Annotated in this window: 21 protein-coding genes; 15 read left to right on the top strand and 6 right to left on the bottom strand. The window is 72.4% G+C overall.

The features are described from left to right. Positions 1 to 92: 92 nt before the first annotated feature. Positions 93 to 296, bottom strand: coding sequence for a cold-shock protein (locus tag MBA17_RS24160; RefSeq protein WP_238498838.1), 204 nt, complete (start codon positions 294 to 296; stop codon positions 93 to 95). 235 nt (positions 297 to 531) lie between these two features. Between MBA17_RS24160 and MBA17_RS24155 the strand changes: the two genes are divergently transcribed. Next, entirely contained in the window at positions 532 to 1,260 is a 729-nt protein-coding gene (locus tag MBA17_RS24155; RefSeq protein ID WP_238498837.1) for an MOSC domain-containing protein, read from the top strand. 245 nt (positions 1,261 to 1,505) lie between these two features. Here MBA17_RS24155 and MBA17_RS24150 read toward each other — a convergent pair whose 3' ends face one another. After that, positions 1,506 to 2,558, bottom strand: coding sequence for an LLM class flavin-dependent oxidoreductase (locus MBA17_RS24150; protein WP_238498836.1), 1,053 nt, complete (start codon positions 2,556 to 2,558; stop codon positions 1,506 to 1,508). Between the two features lie 396 nt (positions 2,559 to 2,954). Between MBA17_RS24150 and MBA17_RS24145 the strand changes: the two genes are divergently transcribed. Together MBA17_RS24145 and MBA17_RS49615 are read left to right on the top strand one after the other, a co-directional pair. After that, positions 2,955 to 3,584, top strand: a complete 630-nt coding sequence (locus MBA17_RS24145) for a GNAT family N-acetyltransferase (protein WP_238498835.1) — start codon at positions 2,955 to 2,957, stop codon at positions 3,582 to 3,584. Positions 3,585 to 3,831: 247 nt separating this feature from the next. After that, entirely contained in the window at positions 3,832 to 6,747 is a 2,916-nt protein-coding gene (locus tag MBA17_RS49615; RefSeq protein ID WP_455432836.1) for a helix-turn-helix transcriptional regulator, read from the top strand. Between the two features lie 81 nt (positions 6,748 to 6,828). On the opposite strand, the gene MBA17_RS24130 is transcribed toward MBA17_RS49615, so the two are convergent. Both MBA17_RS24130 and MBA17_RS24125 read right to left on the bottom strand, forming a co-directional pair. Further along, a complete protein-coding gene (locus MBA17_RS24130) occupies positions 6,829 to 7,311 on the bottom strand; it encodes a GNAT family N-acetyltransferase (RefSeq protein ID WP_238498834.1) in 483 nt (160 codons plus the stop codon). A 211-nt stretch (positions 7,312 to 7,522) separates the two neighbouring features. Next, entirely contained in the window at positions 7,523 to 8,230 is a 708-nt protein-coding gene (locus tag MBA17_RS24125) for an SRPBCC family protein (protein ID WP_238498833.1), read from the bottom strand. Between the two features lie 134 nt (positions 8,231 to 8,364). Here MBA17_RS24125 and MBA17_RS24120 point away from each other — a divergent pair, with 134 nt between their 5' ends. The 10 genes from MBA17_RS24120 to MBA17_RS24075 all read left to right on the top strand — a co-directional run bounded on the left by MBA17_RS24120 (position 8,365) and on the right by MBA17_RS24075 (position 18,256). Beyond that, a complete protein-coding gene (locus MBA17_RS24120; protein ID WP_238498832.1) occupies positions 8,365 to 9,012 on the top strand; it encodes a TetR/AcrR family transcriptional regulator in 648 nt (215 codons plus the stop codon). A gap of 181 nt (positions 9,013 to 9,193) precedes the next feature. After that, positions 9,194 to 10,123, top strand: coding sequence for an aldo/keto reductase (locus tag MBA17_RS24115; protein ID WP_238498831.1), 930 nt, complete (start codon positions 9,194 to 9,196; stop codon positions 10,121 to 10,123). A 290-nt stretch (positions 10,124 to 10,413) separates the two neighbouring features. Continuing rightward, a complete protein-coding gene (locus tag MBA17_RS24110; protein ID WP_238498830.1) occupies positions 10,414 to 11,514 on the top strand; it encodes a hypothetical protein in 1,101 nt (366 codons plus the stop codon). Positions 11,515 to 11,653: 139 nt separating this feature from the next. Beyond that, positions 11,654 to 12,451 carry a phosphotransferase enzyme family protein gene (locus MBA17_RS24105; protein ID WP_238498829.1) on the top strand — a complete coding sequence of 266 codons (798 nt, stop codon included), beginning with the start codon at positions 11,654 to 11,656 and terminating at the stop codon, positions 12,449 to 12,451. A gap of 85 nt (positions 12,452 to 12,536) precedes the next feature. Further along, the gene (locus MBA17_RS24100; RefSeq protein WP_238499026.1) at positions 12,537 to 13,445 is read left to right on the top strand and encodes a cobalamin biosynthesis protein; all 909 of its coding nucleotides are present in this window, start codon (positions 12,537 to 12,539) and stop codon (positions 13,443 to 13,445) included. Between the two features lie 270 nt (positions 13,446 to 13,715). Continuing rightward, positions 13,716 to 15,209 carry a cobyric acid synthase gene (locus tag MBA17_RS24095; protein WP_238498828.1) on the top strand — a complete coding sequence of 498 codons (1,494 nt, stop codon included), beginning with the start codon at positions 13,716 to 13,718 and terminating at the stop codon, positions 15,207 to 15,209. Beyond that, positions 15,206 to 15,418, top strand: coding sequence for an SHOCT domain-containing protein (locus tag MBA17_RS24090; RefSeq protein ID WP_238498827.1), 213 nt, complete (start codon positions 15,206 to 15,208; stop codon positions 15,416 to 15,418). The genes MBA17_RS24095 and MBA17_RS24090 overlap by 4 nt, the downstream gene beginning before the upstream one ends. An 87-nt stretch (positions 15,419 to 15,505) precedes the next feature. After that, positions 15,506 to 16,426, top strand: coding sequence for an ABC transporter ATP-binding protein (locus tag MBA17_RS24085; RefSeq protein ID WP_238498826.1), 921 nt, complete (start codon positions 15,506 to 15,508; stop codon positions 16,424 to 16,426). Further along, on the top strand, positions 16,395 to 17,195 hold the full coding sequence (locus MBA17_RS24080) for an ABC transporter permease subunit (RefSeq protein ID WP_238498825.1): 801 nt from the start codon (positions 16,395 to 16,397) through the stop codon (positions 17,193 to 17,195). Before MBA17_RS24085 ends, MBA17_RS24080 begins: the two co-directional genes overlap by 32 nt. Then, positions 17,195 to 18,256 carry a PucR family transcriptional regulator gene (locus MBA17_RS24075; RefSeq protein ID WP_238498824.1) on the top strand — a complete coding sequence of 354 codons (1,062 nt, stop codon included), beginning with the start codon at positions 17,195 to 17,197 and terminating at the stop codon, positions 18,254 to 18,256. Before MBA17_RS24080 ends, MBA17_RS24075 begins: the two co-directional genes overlap by 1 nt. Here MBA17_RS24075 and MBA17_RS24070 read toward each other — a convergent pair. After that, positions 18,246 to 19,205 carry a quinone oxidoreductase family protein gene (locus tag MBA17_RS24070; RefSeq protein WP_238498823.1) on the bottom strand — a complete coding sequence of 320 codons (960 nt, stop codon included), beginning with the start codon at positions 19,203 to 19,205 and terminating at the stop codon, positions 18,246 to 18,248. The genes MBA17_RS24075 and MBA17_RS24070 overlap by 11 nt on opposite strands. 93 nt (positions 19,206 to 19,298) lie before the next feature. Further along, a complete protein-coding gene (locus MBA17_RS24065) occupies positions 19,299 to 21,095 on the bottom strand; it encodes a serine/threonine-protein kinase (protein WP_455432835.1) in 1,797 nt (598 codons plus the stop codon). A gap of 161 nt (positions 21,096 to 21,256) precedes the next feature. Here MBA17_RS24065 and MBA17_RS24060 point away from each other — a divergent pair, with 161 nt between their 5' ends. Together MBA17_RS24060 and MBA17_RS24055 are read left to right on the top strand one after the other, a co-directional pair. Next, positions 21,257 to 21,523, top strand: a complete 267-nt coding sequence (locus MBA17_RS24060) for a DUF6504 family protein (protein WP_238498821.1) — start codon at positions 21,257 to 21,259, stop codon at positions 21,521 to 21,523. Then, entirely contained in the window at positions 21,523 to 25,116 is a 3,594-nt protein-coding gene (locus MBA17_RS24055) for a DNA polymerase III subunit alpha (RefSeq protein WP_238498820.1), read from the top strand. Before MBA17_RS24060 ends, MBA17_RS24055 begins: the two co-directional genes overlap by 1 nt. Positions 25,117 to 25,124: the final 8 nt, after the last annotated feature.

Here is a 25,124-nt window from a genome sequence, read left to right as displayed (position 1 = left end):
CACTCGTTCGCAGCCGGGGAGTAGGGGCCCCGGACATGCGACTGGACCCGCACCGCGAGAGCGGTACGGGCCCAGTCACTTGGTCTTACCGCTTAGAGCGGCGTGACCTGCTCGGCCTGCGGGCCCTTGGGGCCACGGGTCGTCTCGAAGACGACACGCTGGTTCTCCTCCAGGCTGCGGTAACCACCGGTGGTGATCGCCGAGAAGTGCACGAACACGTCGGCACTACCGTCGTCGGGCGCGATGAAACCAAAGCCCTTTTCGGAGTTGAACCACTTCACGGTGCCTTCAGTCAACTGCTTCTCCTTTTAGGGAGCCTCACCGGGAATCGCCAAGTCGGCGACACCCCGGGCTGCGTTGCGGACCATATTCTGCGTCCGACGATAACCACCGGAGAAAGCAAAATGCCCGCTGTCGAGAAACTTCCAGCGGGCGTTCAAGACGTTCGAGGAAACTGCGACTGCAACGTGTCCTACAGTATCCGTCGCCTGCCGAATGTGTCAAACGCGGGTGGCCCTCTAAGATCGGAGCATGTACCAGGGAACCGTCGACGGCCTCCACCGGTGGCCGGTGAAGTCGCTGCGCGGCGAGGAGCTCACCGTTGCCCGTCTCGACGGCCGAGGGCTGGCCGGCGACCGCGCGTACGCCCTCATCGACGAGCGTCCCAGCCACGCGGGCAAGCGGCTGACCGTTCGCCAGACGCCCGGCATGCTCGCCTGGTCGGCGGCCTACCCCGCGACCTGCGACGGTTCGCCCGAGCCGCCGGGACCGCCGGTGCTCTACTCCGCCGACGGCGTCCCGTGGGCCTGGGAGGATCCGGGGCTGCCGGACGCGCTCTCCGAGGCGTACGGCGTGCCCCTGTCCCTCTGCGCGGCCGATGGACAGCAGGACCGCGGCCCGAGCGTGCTGGTGACCTTCGAAGCGTCCCGGCAGGGGCTGGTGGCGGAACTGGGCGACGAGGTGGACGTGCTGCGGTTCCGGCCCAACGTGCATCTCGCGCTCGACGCGCCCGCGTTCGTGGAGGAGTCGTTCGCCCTCGGGACCACGATCACGGTGGGGGAGGCCGTGCTGAAGGTCCGGGGAGCGCACTCGGGCCCGTGCATCCGGTGCACGGTGCCGAGCTGGGATCCCCATGGCCGCGAGCGCTGGCCGGAGTTGCAGAAGCACCTCATCGTCGAGCACGAGAACAAGTTCGGGGTCATCATGCGGGTCACCAAGCCGGGCGTCGTGCGGATCGGCGACCCGGCCACGATCAGCTGAGGCGGCCCCGCCGTCGATCAGCTGAGGCGGCTCCTCCGTCACTGCCCGGATCCGCCCTCCGGCCCTCAGCCTCTGGCCCTTCGGCCTCCGGCCCTCAGCCTCCGGCCCTTCGGCCTCCGGCCCTCAGCCTCCGGCCCTTCGGCCGCTGGGCCGGAGACGATCGCGCTCCGCCGGCGCCTGGTGCGAGACCGTGAGCGCGGGACGACCTCGAAGGGTCCGAGCGCGTCAGGACTCCGCCGGGCGCGTCACACTCCCGCCCACGAGCCCGCCACGGCGGCGTCCGGTACGGCGGCGCCCGCGAGCGGGGTGAGGCGGGCGATCCGGGCGAGACGGCGGTAGGAGTCGAGCTGCTCGCCGGGGTCGTAGGTGTTCAGGGTGACCAGGATCTCGGCGGCGCCGGTGCGCTCGGCCAGGGCCGCCAGCAGCGGCGCCACCTCCTCCTCCGTGCCGTGGATCCGACCTCGTTCGGCCTCCTGGAGGTAGCCGCGTTCCCGGTCGGTCATCTCCAGGAGGCGGATCCGCTCGGCGGGCAGGAGGGGCGGGAAGACGCCGTGCGTGCGGGAGTAGGCGGTCGACCAGGCTTCGGGCAGCTGCAGCCCGGCGGCCTGCTCGGTGGTCTCGGCGACCGCGATGTTCGCCGCCACGATGACGTGCGGGCCGGACCAGACCGCCGACGGGCGGAACTTCTCGCGGTAGCGGGCGATCGCGTCCAGCATCCGGCTCTCGCCGGCCACCGCGGCGATCACCAGGGCGAGCCCGTGCTCGGCGGCGACGTCCGCGCCCGAGCCGGTGGCCAACACGTACGCAGGCACTCGCAGCCCTTCGGCCGGTATCGCATGCACGCCCGGATGGGTCTGCCCGCCGCCGGTGAAGTAACCGAGCAACTCGGTGAGCTGCCTGCCGAAGTCGCCGGCGGCCTCCTTGTCACGGCCCAGGGCCCGCCGTACGCCGCCGGTGAACCCCACCGAGCGGCCCAGGCCCATGTCGATCCGGCCGGGATTGAGCGATTCGAGGACCCCGAACTGCTCGGCGACGACCAGCGGCTGGTGGTTGGGCAGCATCACGCCCCCGGTGCCCACCCGGATCCGCGAGGTCGCGGCGGCGATGGCGCCCGCCAGGACGGTCGGCGCGGAACCGGCTATACCCGGCACGCTGTGATGTTCGGAGACCCAGAAGCGGTGGTAGCCGAGCGCCTCGGCCTCCCGCGCGAACCGCACGGTCGCCCGCAGCGACCCCGCCGGGTCCTGTCCTTGCCGTGCCAGGGAGCGATCGAGGATCGAGAGCCGAATGCCGTTCACCTCCGTTCCAACACACGCGCTTCCCCCACATTCCCGACGAGACTCCCGAACCGGTCATCCGCCGTCGCCCCTCCGTGCGCACCCCCGCGAGGCTCAGGAGGTCCCGAGGCGCTTTCCCGCGTGGACCCCGCGAGGCTCAGGAGATCCGCGAGGCGCTTCCCCGCGTGCACCCCCGCGAGGCTCAGGAGATCCGCGAGGCGCTTCCCCGCGTGCACCCCCGCGAGGCTCAGGAGATCCGCGAGGCGCTTCCCCGCGTGCACCCCCGCGAGGCTCAGGAGATCCGCGAAGCGTTCCCCCGCGCGCACCCCCGCGAGGCTCAGGAGGTCGCGAGACCGGGCTGGCCCGGGGTGAAAATTCGGATGCCATCGCGGCCGGGGATCGCGACAATCAGCTGGTATGCGGAACTGGCCCCTTCTCGATCTTCGGCTCACCACGCCCCGGCTCACCCTGCGGCTGCCGACCCTCGACGACCTCGACGACCTGGCCGACTGCGCGATGGCCGGAGTTCACGACCCCGACGCGATGCCGTTCCTGATCCCCTGGACGACCGCGCCTGCCGAGGACCTGCCGCGCAACGTCATCCAGTACCACCTGCTGACGCTCGCCTCGTGGCAGCCGGGCGCCTGGCAATGCAACTTCATCGTCGTCCACGACGGGCAGGTGGTCGGCTCCCAGAACGTCGGGGCGTCCGATCTCAAGATCACCCGCGAGGTGAGCACGGGGTCCTGGCTGGGACGTGCTCACCAGGGCAAGGGGATCGGCACCGAGATGCGGGCGGCCGTCCTGCACTTCGCCTTCGAGGGCCTCGGTGTCGACTCCGCGCGCTCCTCGGCCTTCCTCGACAACCCCTCCTCGCTCGCCGTCTCCCGCAAGCTGGGCTACCGCCCCGACGGGACCGAGACCCGCGCCCGCGACGGCGAACGCGCCACCGACCAGCGTTTCCTCCTCGGCCGCTCCGACTTCGTCTCCCCGGTCCCCGTGCGGATCCACGGCCTGGACGCCTGCCGCCACCTCTTCGGCATCTGACCCCGCCCGCCGTACGGCACGCATCCGCCCGCTGTACGGCACGCATCCGGCAGCCGCACGTGCCGGCGTGCCGTACGCGCCGTACAACTCCGGGACGCCCCGCGCGTGCCGTACAGCCCCAGGACGGGCGCTCGTACGGCAGGCGGCGGGGACGGCGTGCTCGCGGTCACCGGGTCCGGGGAGCGTCCGTGCCGCCGTGGACGAGGGTGGACGGTGGGACGTCGGTGGGCGATGGCATCCTTGGTGCGTGAGCACACATGCGGTCAGTCGCCTGTTCGTCGGGCGTGCCGGGGAGTTGGCCGCGCTGGAGCGGGTGCTCGCGGAGGCGCGGGCGGGGAAGTCGTCCACCGTGTTCGTGGGCGGCGAGGCGGGAGTCGGCAAGACCCGGCTCATCAGGGAGTTCGCGGGGCGGTCGGGCGAGACGCGGGTGCTGGTCGGCGGATGCCTGGAGCTGGGCACGGGCGGCCTGCCCTTCGCGCCGTTCACGGCGGTGCTGCGCACCTTGGCCCGGGAGTTCGGCCGTGACGGGATCTCCGCGTTGCTGCCGGGCGGCACGACGGGCGGGCTGGCCCGGCTGCTGCCGGAGTTCGGGGAACCCGACGCGGACGGGGCGGAGGCGCGGGCCAGGCTGTTCGAGCAGGTGCTCGGCCTGCTGGAGCGGCTCGCCGAGCACCAGCCGTTGCTCCTGGTCATCGAGGACGCGCACTGGGCCGATCGGTCCACCCGCGACCTGCTGTCCTTCCTGGTGCGTTACCGGCGGCCCGAGGTCCGCATGCTGATCGTGGTGACCTACCGGGCCGACGACGTCCACCGCAAGCATCCGCTGCGCCCGTTGCTCGCCGAGCTGGGACGGCTCGATCGGGTCTCCCGGCTGGAGCTGCCCAGACTGACCCGGCGTGAGGTGGTGCAGCAGGCCGTCGGCATCCTGGACCGGGAGCCGGCCGAGCTCGTCATCGACACGATCTACGCCCGCAGCGAGGGCAACCCGCTGTTCGTCGAGGTCCTGCTGAGCGGCGACGGCGAGCACGAAGCCCTGCCGGAGTCGCTGCGCGACCTCCTGATCTCCAGCGTGGAGCGGCTGCCGGAGGAGACCCAGGAGTTGCTCAGGGTGGCCAGTGCCAGCGGGGCCAGGATCGAGCACGCGCTGCTCGCCGCCGTCGCCGGCCTCGACGACGACGCGCTCTCCGCCACACTGCGCCCCGCCATCGCGGGCAACGTGCTCACCTTCGACAGGGAGGGATACGCCTTCCGGCACGCCCTGATCCACGAGGCCGTGCACGACGACCTGCTGCCCGGCGAGCGAGTCCGCCTGCACACCCGGTTCGCCGAGGCGCTGGAGGCCGACCTGGAGCTGCTGCCCGCGCCACGCGGCGCCATCGAGCTGGCCTACCACTGGTATGCGGCGCACGACGTCACCTGGGCGCTGATCAGCGCGTGGCGGGCCGCCGCGGCGGCCAGGAAGTCGGCGGCCTACGACGAGCAGCTCCGGATGCTCACCCGCGTGCTGGAGCTGTGGGAGAAGGTGCCCGACGCCGCCGCGCGGATCGAGACCGACCATGTCGGCGTGCTGCGTCAGGCGATCACCGTCGCGCACCTGGCGGGGGAGTACGAGCGGGGCATGGCCCTGGCGAAGGCCGCGCTCGGCGAGATCGATCCCGACACCGATCCGGTGCGTGCGGCCAGCCTGCTGAGACAGCGCGGGATCGTCGCCTACGACCTCGGCCGGGCCGGCTTCGTCGACGACCTCCGGATGGCCGCGCGGCTCCTGCCGGCCGACCCGCCGACCCGCCTGCGGGCCCAGGTGCTGGAGAACCTCGCCCGCGTGTTGCACGAGCCCGGCGAGTGGGCGGAGAAGGAGGCGCTGGCCGAAGAGGCGCGGGCCATCGCGAAGCAGGTGGGCGACGGCAGCACCGAAGCCCAGGCGCTCGTCACGCTGACCTGGGCCCGCTACCGCTACCAGGACGTCGAGGGGCAGGTCGGGGCGTTCGCGGAGGCTCACGAGCTGGCCGCCCGCGCCCGCTCCTACAGCGCCCTGCAACGGTGTGCGATCTCCGAGTCCGACGCGCTGGAGGGCGCGGGGGCGCACGAGCTGGCCGCCGAGGTGGCGCGCCGGGGGGTCGCCGACGCCCTTGATTACGGCCTGAGCCGGACATTCGGGGCGTTCCTGTCGATCAACCTGGCCGAGCCCCTGCTGTCCCTGGGTCGGTGGGATGAGGCGCTGAAGGTCATCGAGCACGCCCTGGAGCTGGTGCCGCCCCCGCCGTACCGTGCGAGCGTGCTGGGCTTCGCGATGGACATCGCCCTCGCCCGCGGTGACCTCGACGAGGCGGAGGCGCAGTTCGCCGAGGCGCTCTCGCTGCTGGCCCGCGGCACCTACCGGGCGCAGACCGTGCTGCCCAACATCCGGCGCGACGTCGAGCTGCGATGGGCGCGGGGGCGTGCGGACGAGGCGCGCGACCTGGTCGAGCGGGCCCTGCGCGAGCAGGATCTGGCCGCCGCGCCCCGTTACGCCTGGCCCTTCCTCGTCACGGCCGCGCGTACGGCGAGCGCGTTGTCGCCCGCCCTGCGGGAGCTGGCCGGCAGGCTCGACGTCCAGGGCAAGGTCGAGGAGGCGCACAGCCTGACCTTCGCGGCCGAGACGGCCCGCGCCGACCTCGCCGACCTTGACTCGGCGGCCGCGCGGGACTCGGCGCGGGCCGCGTGGGACGAGGCCGCCGCCGCGTGGGCGGCGTTGCGCCAGCCGTACCCCCAGGCCCGCGCGTTGCTCGCGGCCGCCGAGATCGCGGTGGGCGGCGGCGCGCGTGACGAGGCCGCCGTCTCCCTCGCCCAGGCGTGGGAGCTGGCCGGGAAGCTGGCCGCCGTGCCGTTGACGCGGCAGATCGCCGACCTCGCCCGGCGCGCACGGATCCCCCTGGACGGCGAACGGGAGCCCGAAGAACCACGGCTCGGCCTGACCGCGCGCGAGCACGAGGTGCTCCGTCTGGTGGCCGCCGGTCGCACCAACCGCGAGATCGCCGGCGAGCTGTTCATCTCCACGAAGACCGCCAGCGTGCACGTGTCCAACATCCTGGCCAAACTCGGCGCCGCCTCCCGGGGCGAGGCCGCGGCCACCGCCCACCGCATGCGCCTCTTCGACACACCCGCCGCGCCGGGCTCCCCATGAGGGCCGGCGTCATCCGGGAGTTCGACGGCACCGAGCGACCCGGCCTGTGGTCGTTTCGCCGGTGAGGAGCCGGGATGGGGATCAGAAGTGCAGTTTGAAGCCCTCGTGTGAGTCGACGAAGCCGAGCCTCGCGTAGAAGCGGTGGGCGTCCGGGCGCTTCTTGTCGGTGGTGAGCTGCACCAGGGAGCAGCCGCGGCGGCGGGCCTCGTCGATCGCCCAGGAGAAGATCGCGGCGCCCAGGCCGTGGCCGCGGTGGTCCTCGTGCACCCGGACCGCCTCGATCTGGGCGCGCAGGGAGCCGCGGCGGGCCAGTCCGGGGATGAACGTGAGCTGCATGGTGCCGACGACGTCACCCGGCTCCGAGGTCGCGACGAGGAGCAGGTGCGCGGGGTCCGCGTCGATGGCCGCGAAGGCGCGTTCGTACGGGGTGAGCGGGCCGCCGTCGCGGGTCGCGCCGAGCTGGTCGGCGGCGATCAGCTCGACGATGGCCGGGAGGTCGCCCGCCGTGGCCCGCCTGAGCCGGTAACGGGCCGCACCGGCGGTGAGCTCCGCGAGGACGTGCATGCCGCCCAGGCTGCCACACGGCGGCGGCGCACCAAGTGGCCGGGCCGTCGAACCGCCGCTTACGGAGTGGCGCTCGGCGGACGCCGGAGGCACGAGCCCGGCCGCCGTGCGGCCTCGGCTGTCGTGGGTGAGACGAGGACTGCCTCGCTGTTCGGCCGGGCAGATCTGGCGGCGGTGGACGCCTGCGGCGATGGCCGGGACGACCGTTGGCTCAGTTGCGGCGGCCGCGGGCCTCGGCGGTGGACTTGAGGTCGGCCAGCCAGAAGTCGAGACCTGGCGCGAGGTACTTGATGGAGGTCTCCGGGTCGGCCTCGATCTGGTCGCCGGTCCAGCTCTCCTCGGTGCGGACGATGACACCGCCCTTGACCTTGATGAAGTTCCAGACGTGGACGCCCTCGTCGATGCGCAGCCCCTTGCCGATCGCGGGCCCGCTCCAGCGGATGCACTTGCCCTGCTGGACGTCTTCGACGGTGGAGGTGATGACCAGGGTGGTGGCGGGGGTCGTGGGCGTGGCGGGTGCCGGAGTGGTCCACCGGAACCGCGAGTCCTTCCGCAGCGGTCCCTGGTCCAGCCGCTTCGCGCTGGTGACGGGTTCCTGCCAGGACGGCCAGCCTTCCACGTCGGTGTGCAGTTTCCAGACGGTGCTCAGCGGTGCCTTGATGAAGGTCTCGGTCCGGTGGTGGAGCTTGGCGTCGGGATCGATGCCCTTGCCGCGGCAGGTCAGCGAATCCGAACGATCGGGGCGGCTGGACGTCGCACTCTGGCTGACGGTGGCGGCGCCTGCCGATGCGGCACCGGCGGCGAGGAGCCCGGCGGCCAGCGGGATCGCGAGCAGGGAGGAGCGCAGCCGAGCGCGGCGGCTGGCAGAGCGCGGGGTGTGGGCAGGGTTCGGCGAGGTGGACGGGTTGGTGTCGATCATGGCTCTTCTCCCAGCGTTAATAGCTCTTACAATAGTTAGAAGCTATAACACTGTGGGAATGAGTGGCAATAGGAAACGTGAGAAGCTCTAACTAGACGTCGACGATGTCACGCCGACCAGTGAAGGAGCGGCTGATGACGGACCCAGGTGGGCAGAGCCCGCGGGAGCGCTACCGGGCTCAGGTACGCGCGGAGATCAAGCGGCACGCGTGGGAGCAGATCGCCACAGCGGGAGTGGCCGCGCTCTCGCTCAACGCGATCGCCAAGCAGGTGGGCATGAGCGGTCCCGCCCTGTACCGGTACTTCGCCAGCCGGGACGAGCTGATCACCACACTCATCCGCGACGCCTACCGAAGCCTCGCCGACACTGTCCGGGCGGCGTCCCACTCCGGTGCCGACCTGATCGGGCTGGCCCGCGTCATCCGGGAATGGGCCCGGAGCGACCCACAGCGGTACTTCCTCATCTATGGCACGCCCGTCCCCGGCTACCACGCACCCGACGACACCACCAAGATCTCATTCGAGGTCATGACGGTGCTGCTCGAGGTCTGCGGCGCGGTATCGGCGGACAAACCGGCGACGCCGTTCGACGCCCACCTGGAAACCCACCGTGAGTGGGCCTTCGGCCACCCGGCAGAGGCCACGACTCTGCATCGCGCCCTGTCCTTCTGGACCCGCCTGCACGGCGTGCTCTCGCTCGAACTCGCCGGCCACTTCACCGGCATGGAGATCGACCCCGATCTGCTGATCGCCGACGAACTGAATGCCCTGCTCGCGCAATGACCGCGGTCGTACGGATCCCGCCGGGCAACCGGACGCCGAGCCGCCGGGCAGGGCGGGCCGACTTCGCACATCCTTCGGGGTTATGAGGTGGGTTCGGTACGGCAAGCTGATGGTCGCAGCCAGCGCGCCGCCGCCCGTCAACCCCCGAGAGACTTCCCGGCCCGACCACTAAGTTTGAGGGGTGGATGTGACGAGTGTGGGTCTCGGCCTGGCGGCGCTCGGCCGCCCCGCCTACATCACGCTGGGGCGGGAGGCCGACCTCGGCGATGATCGCGGCGTCGAGGCGATGCGGTCGCGGACGTGGGCGGTGCTCGACGAGGCGTGGCGGCTGGGTGTGCGCTACTTCGACGTGGCCCGTTCGTACGGCAGGGCCGAGGAGTTCCTCGCCGGATGGCTGCGGGAGCGGGAGATCGCGCCGGAGGCGGTCACGGTCGCGTCCAAATGGGGATACACCTACGTCGGCGGCTGGCGGATGGACGCCGAGCGGCACGAGGTGAAGGACCTGTCGGCAGAGCGGTTCCGGCGGCAGTGGGCCGAGACCCGGGCGCTGCTGGGCGACCATCTGTTGCTGTACCAGATCCATTCGGCCACGGTGGAGAGCGGTGTCCTCCGCGACCCGGAGGTGCTCGGCCTGTTGCGCGGCCTGCGTGCCGACGGGATCGCGATCGGGCTCTCCACCACGGGTCCGCGCCAGGAGGACACGATCCGGCAGGCGATCGGCACCGGGATCTTCGACACCGTCCAGTCCACCTGGAACCTGCTGGCGCGTACGGCGGGGCCGGCGCTGGCCGAGGCGCACCGGGCCGGGATGCGGGTGATCGTCAAGGAGGGGATGGCGAACGGGCGACTGGCCGGTCGCACGGCGCCGCCCGCGCTCGCCGACGCCGCGCGCGACCACGGGGTCACCCCGGACGCCCTCGCGCTCGCGGCCGTCCTCGCCCAGCCGTGGGCGGGGATCGTGCTGAGCGGGGCCGCCACGGCCGGCCAGCTCGACGCCAACCTGCGCGCGACCGGCCTCACCTGGGACGCCACGCTCGACCACCGCCTCTCCGGCCTGGCGGAGGACCCTGACACCTACTGGACCACCCGCGCCTCCCTGCCCTGGGGCTGAAACCTTCGGCGCGCCGGCTGGACTCCGGCGCGTGCCGGGCCATCCGAGCGTCTCTTCCCCGAGGCCGATCTCCAGCGCCTGTGGGTCCGGGGCCTGATCGACGCGTACGGCGGCGCGCGGAAGTTCGACCGGAGGCACGGCTGCCGCCCCTCCTGGGTTCGGCCCGGTGACCGCCGCCTGAGCGCTGGACGGTTGGCCGGCCTCGTCGTCCGCGTGCCGCGATCGTTATCCGGCCACCGGCGGCGGCACCGTTTCGCAGGCGCGCTGTATAGTCCGTCGCGGAGGCGCCGATGAGAACGCGGTTGCTGGCCGTCGTGGCCTGCCTGGTCGTGCAGGGCTGCGCCGCCGGGCCCACCCCGGCGGTCAGATCAGAGCCGCCACCCGCGCCCGAGTCAGCGCCCGAGCCCACCCCCACGCCGACGTCGGCCGACGAGGATGTTCCGCTGTCGGCGCGATGGGAACTCGTCCCCGGCCTGCCCGACGACCACAACTGGGAGCGGGGCCTGTACGACGTGAGCGCCGCCTCCCCGGACCGCGCCTGGGCCGCCGGCTACAAGGGCTGGGAGGACGGCGTGGAGATGACCCTGCGCCACTGGGACGGCTCCCGCTGGCAGTCTCTGCCGGCGGGCCATTCCGGTAGCCTCGCGGCGGTCGACGCCGACGGGCCGGCCAACGCCTGGGCGGTGGGCGGCGGCACCTTCGACGAGCCCGTCGCCCTGCACTGGGACGGCGGCTCCTGGCGACGTCATCAGTCGCCGATAAAGGCGCGAGACGTCGCGGTGGACGGCGGTCGCGTCGTCCTCATCTCGTCCTCGGAGGTGGTGCAGGGGGACGGCGCCCGCTTCATCCGGAAGCTCATCGTCAACCGGCCGGCCAACGAGCTGCACGCGGTGAGCGCGGGCGCGGGGCACACCTGGATCGCCGGATCAAGCATGGGGCAGCCGATGGTCTGGCACGGCTCGGCCCGCGGGTTCGAGCAGGCCGAGATGCCCAGGGTGCCGGGTGGCGGCACGCTGGGCGCCGTCTGGCAGAACAGCCCGTCCGACGTGTGGGCGGTGGGACAGACCGGGGAAAGCCCCCTCGTCCTGCGGTGGGACGGCGCCTCCTGGAAGCGGGTCGCGCTGCCGCCGGACTGGCGAGGCGAGCTGACCAGCGTGACGGCCTTCGGCCCCCGCGACGTGTGGATCGCGAGCCTGCGCACCGAGACCACTCCGCGGCACGTCGTGCTGCTGCACTGGGACGGCCGGATGTGGACGCGCGAGCGCTCGCCGTCGCCCGGCGAGGTGACCCGGGCGGTGGTCGAGCGCATCCCGGGCTCGTCCCAGCTGTGGCTGGCGACCTCGATCGTGGACGGCGACTCCGAGTCGATCGTCCTCTACCGCCGCCGCTGAGGTCAGGCGGCCACCAGGACCATTGGATGCGCGGCCGGGTCGACGGGCAGCGGGTCCCGGGGGAGGCCAGGTACGGGATCGTGCTTGCTTTCCCGTCCTCGAGCCGATCGTCGGGTGGTTTGGACTAGGCTCCTGAGCCATGTTCGCGACGGTCCAGCCGGAGGTCGCACTGCCGGGCGGGATGGTCAACGACCGGGTGGTGCGCGTCGGAGACACGGTCCGGCGGCCGCTGAGGCGGTCGGCCCCGGCCGTGCACGCGCTGCTCAGGCATCTGGAGACGGCCGGATTCAGCGGTGCGCCGCGGGTCGTCGGGATCGACGGGCAGGGCCGGGAGGTCCTGACCTATCTGCCGGGCGAGGCGGCGACGCGTCCGCTGCCCGAGCATGCCGTACGGGAGGAGACGCTGGTCGCGCTGGCCGGGTTGCTGCGCCGCCTGCACGACGCCTCCGCCGGGTTCACGCCGCCGTCGCCCGCGGACTGGGAACGGGGATCGAACGACGATCGGCCGCCCGAGGTGATCGGGCACTGCGACGTCACCCCGGAGAACGTGATCTTCCGTGACGGCGTGCCGTACGCGCTGATCGACTTCGACCTGGCCCGGCCGACGACCCGGCTGTTCGACATCGTGACCACGTTGCGGCACTGGGCGCCGATCGCCGATCCGGTGGACCGCGACCCGTTGCAGTCCGGGCTGGATGTGGGCGCCCGGATGCGGGTGTTCTGCGACGCGTACGGCGTGACGGCGCGTGATCGGCGGCGGCTGCCGGATCTCGCGCGGTTGCGGTTCGACAGGTCGTACGCGGAGATGCGGTCCCGGGCCGCCGACACCGGGGGAGCGTGGGGGCGGATGTGGGCCTCGGGGGCGGGCGAGCGCATCAGGCGGGCTCGTGCCTGGCTCGACACCCACGAAGATGGTCTTCGTGACCATCTTGTCTGATTTTCTCCCTGATTCATCCTCCGGCGTGACGAAGACGTTCCTCCCCGGGCGCCGGGCGGGGCCGGTGAGGGCCGAAGCGGTGGGGATGGCCGCCGGAGTCGCGCTCGACCTGATGGCCGGGGATCCCCGCCGGGGACATCCGGTGGCCGGGTTCGGGCGGGCCGCCGGGCTGCTGGAGCAGCGGCTGTACGGCGACGCCCGGGCGAACGGGGTCGCGCACGCGGGGATCTGCGTGGGGGCGGCGCTGGGGCTGGGGCTGGTGGCCCAGCGGGTGACGCGGCACAGCCCGGTGGGGCGGGCCGTGGTCACGGCGGCGGCGACCTGGGCCGTGCTCGGCGGCACCACCCTGGCCAGGGAGGGGGCGGCGATGGCCGAGGCGCTGGAGGCGGGCGACGTCGAACGGGCCAGGACGCGGCTGCCCCACCTGTGCGGGCGCGATCCGAGCGGGCTCGACGGTCCGCAGCTCGCCAGGGCCACGGTCGAGTCGCTCGCGGAGAACACCTCCGACGCCGTGGTGGCGCCGCTGCTGTGGGGCGCGGTCGCGGGCGTGCCGGGCCTGCTCGCCTACCGGGCGGCCAACACGCTGGACGCGATGGTCGGGCACCGTTCGCCGAGGTACGAGCGGTTCGGCTGGGCCGCCGCCCGGCTGGACGACGTGGCCAACCTGGCCCCCGCCCGGCTCACCGGCCTCCTCACCGTCCTCGCCGCCCCTCTGGCCGGCGGCTCCGTACGGCGGGCCGCGGCCGTGCTGCGCAGGGACGGCCACCGTCACCCCAGCCCCAACGCGGGCAGGTGCGAGGCCGCCTTCGCGGGCGCGCTCGACGTCACCCTCGGCGGGACCAACGTCTACGGCGGCCGCGTCGAGCACCGCCCGGAGCTGGGCGACGGCGGCGAACCGGCCGTCCGTGACGTACGGCGGGCGGTACGCCTGACCCGGGCGGTCTCCCTGGCGGCGGTCGTCGTCGCGGGGATCGTGGCATGGCGGAGGCGTTGACATGGCGCTGACCTGTGCGGCCGGGAGGGCCGGTGCGGCGGAGACATCGCGTGCCCGGGTGGCTCGGGATGCTGGGTGCCGTTGCGGTCGGGTGGCTCGGGAGGACGGATGCCGTTGCGGTCGGGTGGTTTGGGATGGCGGGTGCCGTTGTCCGGGGGTGGCTCGGGATGCTGGGTGCCGTTGCCCCCGGGTGGTTTGGGATGGTGGGTGTCGTTGTGGTCGGGTGGTCGAGGTGGTGGGTGCCGGTGCGGCCGGTAGGGGAGGGCTGAGATGAAGGGGGCGCTGCTGGTCGCGGGGACGACCTCTGACGCGGGGAAGAGCGTGGTCACGGCGGGGATCTGCCGGTGGCTGGCCAGGCAGGGGATCAAGGTCGCGCCGTACAAGGCGCAGAACATGTCCCTGAACTCCTTCGTCACCGCCGACGGAGCGGAGATCGGCCGGGCGCAGGCGATGCAGGCGGCGGCGTGCGGGGTCGCGCCCGCGGCGGACATGAACCCGATCCTGCTCAAGCCCGGCAGCGACCGCAGGAGCCAGGTGGTGGTGATGGGCAGGCCGCTCGCCGACGTGGACGCGATGGAGTACGGCGAGCTGAAGGACAGGCTGCGGGACGTCGCGGTCGCCTCGCTCGACCGGCTGAGAAGCGCCTACGACGTGGTGATCTGTGAGGGCGCCGGCAGCCCGGCCGAGATCAACCTGCGGCGCGGCGACATCGCCAACATGGGTCTGGCCCGCGCCGCGAACCTGCCCGTGATCGTGGTCGGCGACATCGACAGGGGCGGCGTGTTCGCCGCGCTGCACGGCACGGTGGCGCTGCTGGAGCCCGAGGACCAGGCGCTGATCGCCGGCTTCGTGATCAACAAGTTCCGGGGCGCGCGGGAGCTGCTGGAACCGGGCCTCGACATGATCAGGAATCTCACCGGCCGCCCGGTCCACGGCGTGCTCCCCTGGCTCGACGGGCTCTGGCTCGACGCCGAGGACTCCCTCGCCCTCGACAACAGGTCCGTGGTCACCCGCCCGCCGTACGGCAGGCAGACCCTGCGGGTCGCGGTCGTGCGGCTGCCGCGGATCTCCAACTTCACCGACCTCGACGCGCTGGCGAGCGAGCCGGGCGTGGTGGTGAGGTTCGTCACCGGCCCGGCCGAGCTGGACGACGCCGACCTGATCGTGCTGCCGGGTTCCCGCGCGACGGTGCACGATCTGGGCTGGCTGCGCGAACGGGGCCTGGCCGAGGCGGTGTCCGCCGGTGACCGTCCCGTCCTGGGGATCTGCGGCGGCTACCAGATGCTGGCCCGCACGATCCGCGACGACGTGGAGTCGGGCGCCGGCGTCGTGCCGGGGCTCGGGCTGCTGCCCGCCGCCGTGGAGTTCGGCGCGGAGAAGCGTCTCGGCCGCCCCACCGGCAGCGGGTACGGCATGCCGGTCGCGGCGTACGAGATCCACCACGGGGTGGTCACCGCCGACGCCGACGCCGAACCGTTCCTCGACGGCTGCCGGGCCGGAGCGGTGTTCGGCACCACCTGGCACGGGGCGCTGGAGAACGACGGCTTCAGGCGGGCGTTCCTGGCCGAGGTGGCGGCGCTGGCCGGTCGCGACTTCGAGCCCGACCCCGGCGTCTCCTTCGCCGCGCTGCGCGAGGAGCGCCTGGACGCCCTCGGCGACCTCGTCGAACAGCACGCCGACACCGCCGCCCTGCTGCGTCTCATCGAAGGCGGACCGGTCCCCGGGCTTTCCATCCTGCCTCCTGCGGGGAGAATGTCCCCATGAGGTTTGTACTGATCCTCCTTTTCGTGATCGCGCTGCTGGCAGTGGTGGTCATCGGCGTGAGCCTGCTGGTGCGGTCCACCACGAGCCGCAAGCCGCCGCCACCGCGCACCGAGGACCCCCGTGAGCTGCTGCGGCGTCGCTACGCCGCGGGAGAGATCGACGAGGACGAGTATCTGAGGCGGATGTCGGGGCTGTCGCAGGAATGGTGACGCTTCCGGATCCGGGCAGCGAAGACCCGGCCAACTGTCCGGATCACGGCGTTTCCCACCACGTCCGGCAGGAGCAGGATGCGGTGCATGACAGCAGTTGTGGAGACCGAAGGGCTCACCAAGTTCTACGGTGACCGGCGCGGCCTGGAGGATCTCGACCTGGAGATCCGGCTGGGCGAGGTGTTCGGTTACCTGGGCCCCAACGGGGCGGGCAAGACGACCACGATCAGGTTGCTCCTCGACGTGATCAGGCCCACGCGCGGCCGGATGACCGTGCTCGGCGTGGATCCGCGTGACGCGCGGGTGCGGGGCAGGATCGGTTACCTGCCGGGCGAGCTGGCCCTGGCGGGCAGGGAGAAGGCGAGCGAGTATCTCTCCTTTCTGGCGGCCGCGCGCGGAGGCGTGCCCAGGGAGCGGATCGCGGAGCTGGCCGACCGGCTCGACGCCGATCTCTCGGTGCGGATGGGCAAGCTCTCCAAAGGCAACAAGCAGAAGATCGGCCTGATCCAGGCGTTCATGCACGAGCCGGAGTTCCTGATCCTCGACGAGCCGACCAGCGGCCTGGACCCGCTCCTGCAGCAGGAGTTCCTGGCGATGGTGCGCGAGGTGCGGACCGCCGGGCGGACCGTGCTGATGTCCTCGCACGTGCTCGCCGAGGTCGAGCACGCCTCCGACCGGGTCGGGATCGTCCGCGACGGGCGGCTGGTGGCCGTGGAGGACGTCGCCGCGCTGCGGGAGAAGGCGGTGCGCAAGGTGGAGTTCCACTTCGACGCGCCGGTGCCCCGCGAGGAGTTCGAAGGGCTGCCGGGCGTGCGGGAACTGCGCGTCGAGGGGGCCAGCGTGCGCTGCACGATCGACGGCAGGCCGGACGCCCTGATCAAGGCCGCCGCCCGGCACACCGTGGTGCACATGGTGAGCGCCGAGCCCGACCTGGAGGAGATCTTCCTCACCTACTACGGCGACGAGGAGACCCGGCATGCCCGCGCTGCTGTCGAAGAGCCTGCGTGACTACCGCTGGACACTGATCGGCTGGACGATCGGCATCAGCGCGTTCTTCGGGCTCTACCTGTCCATCTACCCCAGCATCGTCCGGAACCCGGAGGTGTACGGCCCGGCGGCGCTGGCCAAGTTCCCCGGCGCGATGCGGGATCTGATGGGCGGCATGTCCGACTTCACATCCGGTGTCGGCTTCCTGCAGACCGTCGTCTACCAGTTGATCGGGCCGATGCTGCTCATCTCGTGCGCGACGATCCTCGGCAACCGGGCCATCGCCCAGCCGGAGGAGGACGGCACGCTGGAGCTCACCCTCACGCTGCCCGTCGACCGCCGGCGGCTGCTCCTCGCACGCTTCGCCGGGCTGGTGCTCGGCCTGCTCGTCATCGCGGCGATCACTTTCCTGCTGGTGTGGGGCCTCGCCGCGGCCGGCGGCATGGAGGTGGCGGGGAGCCGGATCCTGGCCGGGCACACCGGGGTCTTCCTGCTGGCGCTGTGCTGCGGCACGCTCGGCCTGGCCGTGGGGGCGGCCACCGGGCGCAAGATGTACGCCAGTGCGGTGGTCGGCGTGGTGGCCTTGGGCGGCTACGTCGTGGAGACGATCGGCAGGAGCGTGGACGCGATCTCCTGGCTCGGCTGGATCTCGCCCTTCCACTACTACCTCGACGGGCAGCCCATTCAGCAGGGTTTCCCCGTCGTGGACTACCTTGTGCTCCTCACGGCTACAGCTGTGCTGGCGCTGACCGCTGTCCTCGCCTTCGACAGGCGTGACGTAGGAGTCTGATGGACGTTCTCGCTCGGGTGAGCGAGGCCACGGGGGTGCCCGCCGACCTGCTCGCCGGGCACCTGCGGGCCCTGGCGGAGGCGTCCGCCACCGGCAGGCTCCCCGGCCGGCCGGAACTCGACGCCTACCGGCGGTGCGGAAGACAGGCCGCCGAGCGCGGCGTCCCGCTGCGGGCCATGGTGGAGGCGGCACTGCTGGCCGCCGAACTCGTGGGCCACACGCCGATGCCCGCACTCCGGCGGGCGGTCTCCGCGCTGATGGACGGCTACGAGGAGGCCCAGCGTTCCGCGGTCAGGCACGAGGAGACGGCCCGCCGCGCGTTCGTGGACGACCTGCTGCAGGGCCGATCGGAACGGCTGGCGGAACGGGCCGAGCACTTCGGGCTGCGGCTGGCCGAGACGTATGTGGTGAGCGTGGCCAAGGGCACGAAGCCGATGGCGGAGGACGACCCGCTCACCGGCCGGATCGAGCGCGACCTGCTCGGCAGGTTCGGCTCGCACAACATCCTGGTCGCGGTCCGCGACGGCCTGCTCGTCTGCGTCGTGCCCGGCACCCTCGCCGCGGCGGCGGGAGAGTTCGCCCATCACGTGCGGGCGGGCTTCCCGCCGGGCTGGCGGGTCGGCGTCGGCCGGCCGCACCGGGGGCCCGGCGGGGTGGTCACCTCGTTCAGGGAGGGGGTCAACGCGATCGAGCTGGGCGACCGGCTGGGCCTGCCCGTCCCGGTGCTCAAGGCGGCCGACCTGCTGGTCTTCCCGGTGCTGATGCGCGACCGCGCCGCGATGGAGGACCTGGTCGGCTCGGTCCTCAGCCCGCTGATCGAGGCCAGGGGCGGCGCCGGCCCGCTGCTGGACACCTTGGAGGCGGTCTTCGCCTCGCAGGGCAACCAGAGCGCGGCGGCACGCAGGCTGAGCATCAGCACCCGGGCCGTGACCTACCGCCTCGAACGCGTCCGCAGGCTCACCGGCTTCTCGCCCGACGACGCCACGCAGCGCTTCACCCTGCAGACGGCCGTGCTCGGCGCCCGCCTGCTCGACTGGCCGGCCCGGCCCCTCACGGAATGAGCAGCAGCTTGCCGGTCGTACGGCGCGCCTCCAGATCCTCGTGGGCCTTGCGGGCGTCGGCCAGCGGGTAGCGGCTGGAGATGGTGACCTTCACCTTGCCCGAGGCGACCCACTCGAAGACGTCGGAGGCGCGCCAGGTCAGCTCCTCGCGGGTGGCGATGTAGTGGATGAGCGTCGGGCGGGTGAGGAAGAGGGAGCCCTTCTGGTTGAGCACCATCGGGTCGATCGGGGGCACCGGGCCGCTGGCTCCGCCGTACAGGGCCATCATGCCGCGGGGGCGCAGGGAGGAGAGGCTGCCCTCGAAGGTGGTCGCCCCCACGCCGTCGTAGACGACGTCGACGCCCGAGCCGGTCAGGTCCTTCACCGCGTCGGCGAACCCCTCGTAGCGGAACACCTCGTCGGCGCCCGCCTGCCGGGCGAGCAGCTCCTTCGCCTCGGTGGAGACGGTGCCGAAGACGCGCGCGCCGTACATCTTGGCGATCTGGACCAGCAGCAGGCCCATGCCGCCCGCCGCCGCGTGGACCAGCACGTTGTCGCCCGGCTTCACCTCATGCACCGAACGGGTCAGGTAGTGGGCCGTCATGCCCTGCAGGGGCAGGGCCGCGGCCTCGTCGAGAGGGAGGCCGTCCGGGACCCGCAGCGCCTTGGTGGCCGGCACCAGGACCTGCTCGGAGTAGCTGCCGAGCACGCTGGACCAGGCCACCCCGTCGCCCACGGCGAACTCGGTGACGTCCTCGCCCACGGCCGAGACGGTGCCCGCCCCCTCGTTGCCCGGCACGAACGGCAGCGGCAACGGGTAGCGGCCCATGCGCTGGTAGACGTCGATGAAGTTGACGCCGGCCGCGGCCACGTCGACCAGCAGTTCACCGGGGCCGGGAACGGGTGTGGGGCGCTCGGTGTACTCGAGCGCCTCCGGCCCGCCTGCGGCGGTGACGACTATGGCTCGCATCGCTTCTGGACTCCCTTGATCGAGACGGCGTTACGGTCTTGCCCAACCTCGCCGGGGCCACACGTTGTTCCCGCGCGGTCATGAGTTTCGCGGTCAGGGGCTCTTCGTCCCCGGCTTGGGCCCGTGCACGGTGAAGTTGTCGAAGGACGCCTTCAGCGTCGCCGTGCTCTTCTCGCCGACCCTGGTCAATATGCCGACCTCGCCGTTGACGAGCGGGGCGTCCGCGTCGGTGACCGAGAGGGCCTCGTCGCCGTCGACCCACATCGTCAGCGTGACGCCGGTTTCGTCGCCGGTGCACTCGGCCTGGAGCCGCTTGGTCTCCTGGCCGGGCACGCCGCCGATGGACACCTTGCCGAGGTCGCCGCCCGCGTTCTCCTGGACCTTCCTGATCCGCGCGTTGCCGGCGGTGTCGAGCAGGAACTCGTAGCGGGTGGCGTCGGTCTCGTCGGCGCCCCTGCAGTACAGGCCGTACTCGCCGACGCCCGTGGTGCCCTTCCTGATGGCGGTGTCCACCCCGAGGAGCAGGCGCTCCGGCGTGGTGGGCGTGGGCGTCGCGCCGGGGCTGGGGGTGGCGGGCTGCTGCGGGACGTAGGGGAGGGGGGCGGTCTCCCGCTGGACCGGGTCCCCGCCCGTGACGTCCATGGCGTAGAACCCCTGGGGGGTGTAGCCGTAGTTGCCGTACGGCGGCCCGGTGTAGGTGCCGCCCTTCCAGCCGGTGCCGGTCGCGGTGAAGTCGTCCTGGTAGAGCAGCGCCAGACCCTCGGGCGGCCCGCTTCCACCGAGCACCTTGTAGAGCCCGAGGGACGCGCCGCCCACCATGAGGAGGGCGACGACCGCCCCGATCGCGAGCTTCCTGCGACCCGTCACGGCCGCCGGTCCCGGGCCGCCGGGGTGGGTGGGGGCGAGGGTCTGCCGCATCGTCGTGCCGGGCGATGGGGGATTCTGTGCCGGATTCTGTGCGAGGTGCTGGGGGGGATACGGCGGCGGGCCGGCCGCGACGCCGGGCCAGGGGGCGGTCGGCTGGAGGGGCGGGGCCTGCTGTTGCCAGGCGGCCTGGACCGAGTGGGCCGTCTGCTCGGGGGCGGCGGCCCGGCCGACCATGTGGTCGAGGAGTTGCTGGGCGGTGGGCCGCCTGGCGGGGTCCTTCGACAGCCCGTAGACCACCAGCTCGTGCAGCCCCGGGTCCATGCCCTCGATCACCGGCTCGGTGTTGAGCACCTGGTAGAGCACGGCGTGCAGCGCCTCGCCGCCGAACGGGGGGTTGCCACTGGCCGCGAAGGCCACCAGGCAGGCCCAGGAGAAGACGTCGCAGGCGGGGGAGACGGCCTCGCCGCGCAGCACCTCGGGCGCCATGTAGCGGGGGGTGCCGATGAGCTCGCCGGTCCCGGTGACGCCGCCGAGCGAGTCGAGCGCCCTGGCGATGCCGAAGTCGATCACCCGCGGGCCGACCGGGGAGAGCAGCACGTTGGAGGGCTTGAGGTCGCGGTGCACGACGCCGGCGCCGTGGATGGCGGTCAGCGCGGTCGCCACCCCGACGGCGAGCGCGTCGAGGCTGGAGTCGCGCAGCGGCCCCGACGCGGCCACGGCCTCCTCCAGGTTGGGCCCCGGCACGTATTCGGTGACGACGTAGAGCTGGTCGCCGTCGAGCGCGGCCTCCAGCACCGCGGCGGTGCAGAACCTGCGGACCCGCTGGGCGGCGTCCGCCTCGCGGCGGAAGCGCATCCGGAACTGCTCGTGCTGGCTGTACTCGGCGTTGATCACCTTGATGGCGACCTTCTGCCCCGGGTCGTCCTCGCCGAGATAGACGGTGCCCATACCACCTCTCCCGAGGCGCCCTAGCAACCGATATCGCCCGATCTGGCGAGGGTCATCCGGACTTAGGTTGTTCACTACTGGACCTAACCGCTATGCGTCGTCACGTGAAGGGGCTCAGCCTATCGAGTGCCGACTTGCGCTCGACGCCGTAAGAACATATGTTCGAGGTAGCAGCACCCGCCTTCCCCCGGGTGGCTCACGAGAGAGAAGCCTGAGCCACAGGGAGAAGAAGCGCCTTGAGCAGACTTTACGGTGACCCGATCGAGGTCTGGACCAGAGACGGTGACCCCGCGCAGTTCGTGTGGCGGGATCGCCTCTACGTCGTACGCCAAGTGCTCGACCACTGGGTCGTCGCCCGCGAATGGTGGAAGACCTCGGAGAACGACCCCGGCGAGCGCAGGTTCTGGCGCCTAGAGGCGAGCCCCGACAAACAGGTCGGCACCTATGAGCTGCGGTTCGACACCGCCGGCGGCGGCTGGCTGCTCATGAGGGCGTGGGACTGATGTTCGCTCACCTGCACGTCTCCTCCGCCTACTCGCTGCGCTACGGCACGGCCTTCCCCCGGGCCCTGGTCCAGCGGGCCGCCGAGCACGGGATGGACATCCTCGGGCTGACCGACCGCGACGGCCTCTACGGCGCGGTCAAGCACGCCCAGGCGTGTCTGGAGGCCGGGATCTCCCCGGTCATCGGGGTGAACCTGGCCTGCGACTCCGCCGCCCGCCGGATCACCGTGCTCGCCAGGGCGGACGGCTGGGCCGCGCTGTGCCGCCTGGTCACCGCCGCACACCAAGCCGGCGACCGGGGCGAGCCGCTGGTGACCAGGGAACTGGTCGGGCGGCACGCGGACGGGCTCGTGGTGCTGCTCGGCCCCGATTCCGACGTCGGGCTCGCCGCCGCCGAACGCCGCGACGACCAGGCCAGGAGCCTGCTGCTGGCGTGGCGCGCCACGGTCCCGCACCTCGCGGTCGAACTCGTCGACCAGTACGGCTACCGCGAGGCGATCACCGCGTCCCGGATGCTCGCCCTGGCCGAGACGGCCGGCGTGCCCGCGGTGCTGACCAACGCGGTGCGCTACCTCGACCCGTTCGACTACCAGGTCGGCGACGTGCTCGACGCGGCGCGCAAACTGGTCCCGCTGCACCCCCGCCACCTGGAGCGCTCGGCCTCGCACGCCTACCTCAAGAGCCACAAGGAGATGGCCGGCGTCGCCGCGCGGGTCTGCGGCGGCGACGCGCGGCGGGCCGGCCGCCTGCTGTCGGCCACCAGAGACCTCGCGGAGCGGTGCGCCCTCGATCCCCTGGAACTGCTCGCCCTGCGGAACGACCCACCCCGGCTGCACCTGCCCGAGATCGGCGGGGACCCGGTGCCGATGCTGCGCGACCGCTGCGCCGACGGCCTGTCGCGGCGCGGCCTGGAACGATCCACCCACGCCAGGGAGCGGCTCGCCGCCGAACTGGCCGTCATCGAGAAGAAGCAGCTGTCCGGCTACTTCGTCGCGGTGGCGGGGATCACCGACATGATCCGCGGGATGGGCGTGCGCTGCTCGATCCGCGGCTCGGGCGCGGGCAGCCTGGTCAACTATCTGATCAGGATCGGCGAGGTGAACCCGCTCGACCACGGCCTGCTCATGGAGCGGTTCCTGTCCGAGGGCCGGGTCGGGCTGCCCGACATCGACATGGACGTGGAGTCCGCCCGCCGCCTCGACTGCTACCGCGCGATCTACGAGCGGTACGGCGAGAGCCGGGTCGCGTGCGTGTCGATGATGGAGACCTACCGGGCGCGCAGCGCGATCCGCGACGTGGGCGCGGCCATGGGTCTGCCGCCGCACGAGATCGACGTGATCGCCAAGGCGTTCCCGCACATCAGGGCGAAGCAGATCCGGGCCGCCCTGTCCGACCTGCCGGAGCTGCGCGAGAGCGGGCTGAACGACCGGGCGCTGGAGACCGTGTTCAGGCTCGCCGAGAAGCTCGACGGGCTGCCCAGGCACATCGCCCTGCACCCCTGCGGCGTGCTGATCGGCAACGCCGGACTCCGCGACCGCACCCCCGTCGAGCGCAGCCTGCTGGAGTTCCCCATGTCGCAGTTCGACAAGGACGACGTGGAGGAGGCGGGGCTGCTCAAGCTCGACGTCCTGGGGGTGCGGATGCAGTCGTCCATGGCGTACACGCTCGGTGAGATCGAGCGGGTCGACGGGCTCGCCGTACGGCTCGACGCCGTCCCGCACGACGACCGGGCGACCTACGACATGATCTGCACGGGCCGGACCCTCGGGTGCTTCCAGATCGAGTCGCCCGGCCAGCGGGAGCTCGTGGCCAAGCTGGAGCCGCGCACGATGCACGACCTGATCGTGGACATCTCGCTGTTCCGGCCCGGGCCGGTCAACTCCGACATGATCACCCCCTTCCTGGAGAGCAGGCACGGCTGGCGGCCGGTGACCTACCCGCACGACGACATGCGCCCGGCGCTCGCCGAGACCAACGGCGTGGTCATCTTCCACGAGCAGATCCTGAGGATCGTCGATGTGATGACCGGGTGCGGCCTGTCCAAGGCGGAGCAGATCCGCCGGACGCTCGACACCCCGGAGGGGCGGGCCAGGGTCCGCGTCTGGTGGGAGGTCCACGTGCGGGCGGAGTACGACAGGGAGACGGTGGAGCGGGCCTGGCAGGTGCTCGACGCGTTCGGCGCCTTCGGCTTCTGCAAGGCGCACGCCGCGGCGTTCGCGCTGCCCACCTACCAGTCGGCCTGGCTGAAACGGCACCACACGGCCGCCTTCTTCGCCGGAGTGCTCACCCACGAGCCCGGCATGTACCCCCAGCGGGTGATCCTCGACGAGGCCCGTCAGTGCGGCGTGTCCGTCCTGCCCCTCGACGTCAACCGCTCGGGCCGGCAGTGGCTCGTGGAACGGATCGGCCCCAGAACCGAGGACCTGACCCAGGCCCCGGACCTCCCTGGAGACCCCCCCGCGGACCCCTCCGCCGACCTCCCCGCCGACCTTCCCGCGGACCTTCCCGCCGACCTCTCCGAGGGCCGGGAGACCGGCGGGCCCGCGCGGCTCAGGGTCCGCCCGGCGGATCTCGTACGGCAGGCGGACCCGCGGCTCGCGGAGCTCGCGGAACTCGCGGAACTCGGGCGGGGATACGCCCTGCGGGTGCCCTTCTCCGCCGTCAGAGGCGTCAGCGAGGCCGAGGTCGACCGCATGGTCACCGGCCGGCCGTACACCTCGTTGGCCGACTTCTGGGATCGTGCGCGGCCCTCGCGGCCGATCGCGGAGCGGATCGTGCAGGTCGGCGGGCTCGACGCGCTGCACGGCCTGAGCCCGGGCGGTCCCCGCTGGCGGCCCGGCGAGCTGACCAGGCGCGACCTCGTCGCCCAGGTCGGGGTGCTGGAACGGGCCTCGTCCTCAGGGGTCAGGGGCGAGTCGGTGCAGCTGCCGCTCGGGTTCACCGAGCACATCGTGCCCGGGGAGCTGCCGGAGATGACCGAGACCGAGATGGTGGAGGCGGAGCTGGCGATCCTCGACATGGACGTCAGCCGGCACGTGGTGAGCTTCCACGACGAGCTGCTCGACGCGATCGGCGTCGTGCGCTCCACGGAACTGCTCGCCCAGCGCAACGGCGCGGAGATCCTGGTGGCCGGGGTGAAGGTGGCCACGCAGACCCCGGCCGTCAAGTCGGGTCAGCGGGTCATCTTCACCACTCTCGACGACTCCACGGGCCCGGTCGACCTGACGTTCTTCGAGTCGGTGCAGGGACACTGCGCCGCGACGGTCTTCGGCTCGTGGCTGATGGTCGCCCGCGGAGTGGTCCGGCGCACGGGGGCCAGGGCGGTGTCGCTTCGCGCCGTCGACTGCTGGAACCTCGTCGACCTCGACGCGGTGTGGCGGGCGGAGGGCCTGCCCGCCGTACGGGCCCTGCTGGACGCGGCGCCCGCCCGGGTCACGGGGGTCGGGGGGCGGCGCATCGAGTACGCCAACGGGTTCAGGCTCTCGCCGTACGCCGACATCGGGCCCGCGCCGGGGGTGCGCACCCCGCCACGGCGGCTGTGGCACGCCAGTCCGGGCAGTTCGGGCCCGGGACCGACGCGGCGCAGCGCCTGACCTCCGGC

Origin of the sequence: Dolomitihabitans soli (genome assembly GCF_022213955.1) — a bacterium.
GTDB lineage: Bacteria > Actinomycetota > Actinomycetes > Streptosporangiales > Streptosporangiaceae > Streptosporangium_A > Streptosporangium_A soli.
Note: the sequence above shows the minus strand (reverse complement) of the source record. Positions and strands in the feature narration are given on the sequence as shown.

Coding starts and splice junctions, on each gene's coding strand:
- MBA17_RS24100 (WP_238499026.1), top strand. CDS start 12,537: ATGGCCGCCGGAGTCGCGCTCGACCTGATGGCCGGGGATCCCCGCCGG.
- MBA17_RS24155 (WP_238498837.1), top strand. CDS start 532: ATGTACCAGGGAACCGTCGACGGCCTCCACCGGTGGCCGGTGAAGTCG.
- MBA17_RS24105 (WP_238498829.1), top strand. CDS start 11,654: ATGTTCGCGACGGTCCAGCCGGAGGTCGCACTGCCGGGCGGGATGGTC.
- MBA17_RS24120 (WP_238498832.1), top strand. CDS start 8,365: ATGACGGACCCAGGTGGGCAGAGCCCGCGGGAGCGCTACCGGGCTCAG.
- MBA17_RS24080 (WP_238498825.1), top strand. CDS start 16,395: ATGCCCGCGCTGCTGTCGAAGAGCCTGCGTGACTACCGCTGGACACTG.
- MBA17_RS24075 (WP_238498824.1), top strand. CDS start 17,195: ATGGACGTTCTCGCTCGGGTGAGCGAGGCCACGGGGGTGCCCGCCGAC.
- MBA17_RS24110 (WP_238498830.1), top strand. CDS start 10,414: ATGAGAACGCGGTTGCTGGCCGTCGTGGCCTGCCTGGTCGTGCAGGGC.
- MBA17_RS24130 (WP_238498834.1), bottom strand. CDS start 7,311: ATGCACGTCCTCGCGGAGCTCACCGCCGGTGCGGCCCGTTACCGGCTC.
- MBA17_RS24055 (WP_238498820.1), top strand. CDS start 21,523: ATGTTCGCTCACCTGCACGTCTCCTCCGCCTACTCGCTGCGCTACGGC.
- MBA17_RS24145 (WP_238498835.1), top strand. CDS start 2,955: ATGCGGAACTGGCCCCTTCTCGATCTTCGGCTCACCACGCCCCGGCTC.
- MBA17_RS24085 (WP_238498826.1), top strand. CDS start 15,506: ATGACAGCAGTTGTGGAGACCGAAGGGCTCACCAAGTTCTACGGTGAC.
- MBA17_RS24070 (WP_238498823.1), bottom strand. CDS start 19,205: ATGCGAGCCATAGTCGTCACCGCCGCAGGCGGGCCGGAGGCGCTCGAG.
- MBA17_RS24090 (WP_238498827.1), top strand. CDS start 15,206: ATGAGGTTTGTACTGATCCTCCTTTTCGTGATCGCGCTGCTGGCAGTG.
- MBA17_RS24125 (WP_238498833.1), bottom strand. CDS start 8,230: ATGATCGACACCAACCCGTCCACCTCGCCGAACCCTGCCCACACCCCG.
- MBA17_RS24095 (WP_238498828.1), top strand. CDS start 13,716: ATGAAGGGGGCGCTGCTGGTCGCGGGGACGACCTCTGACGCGGGGAAG.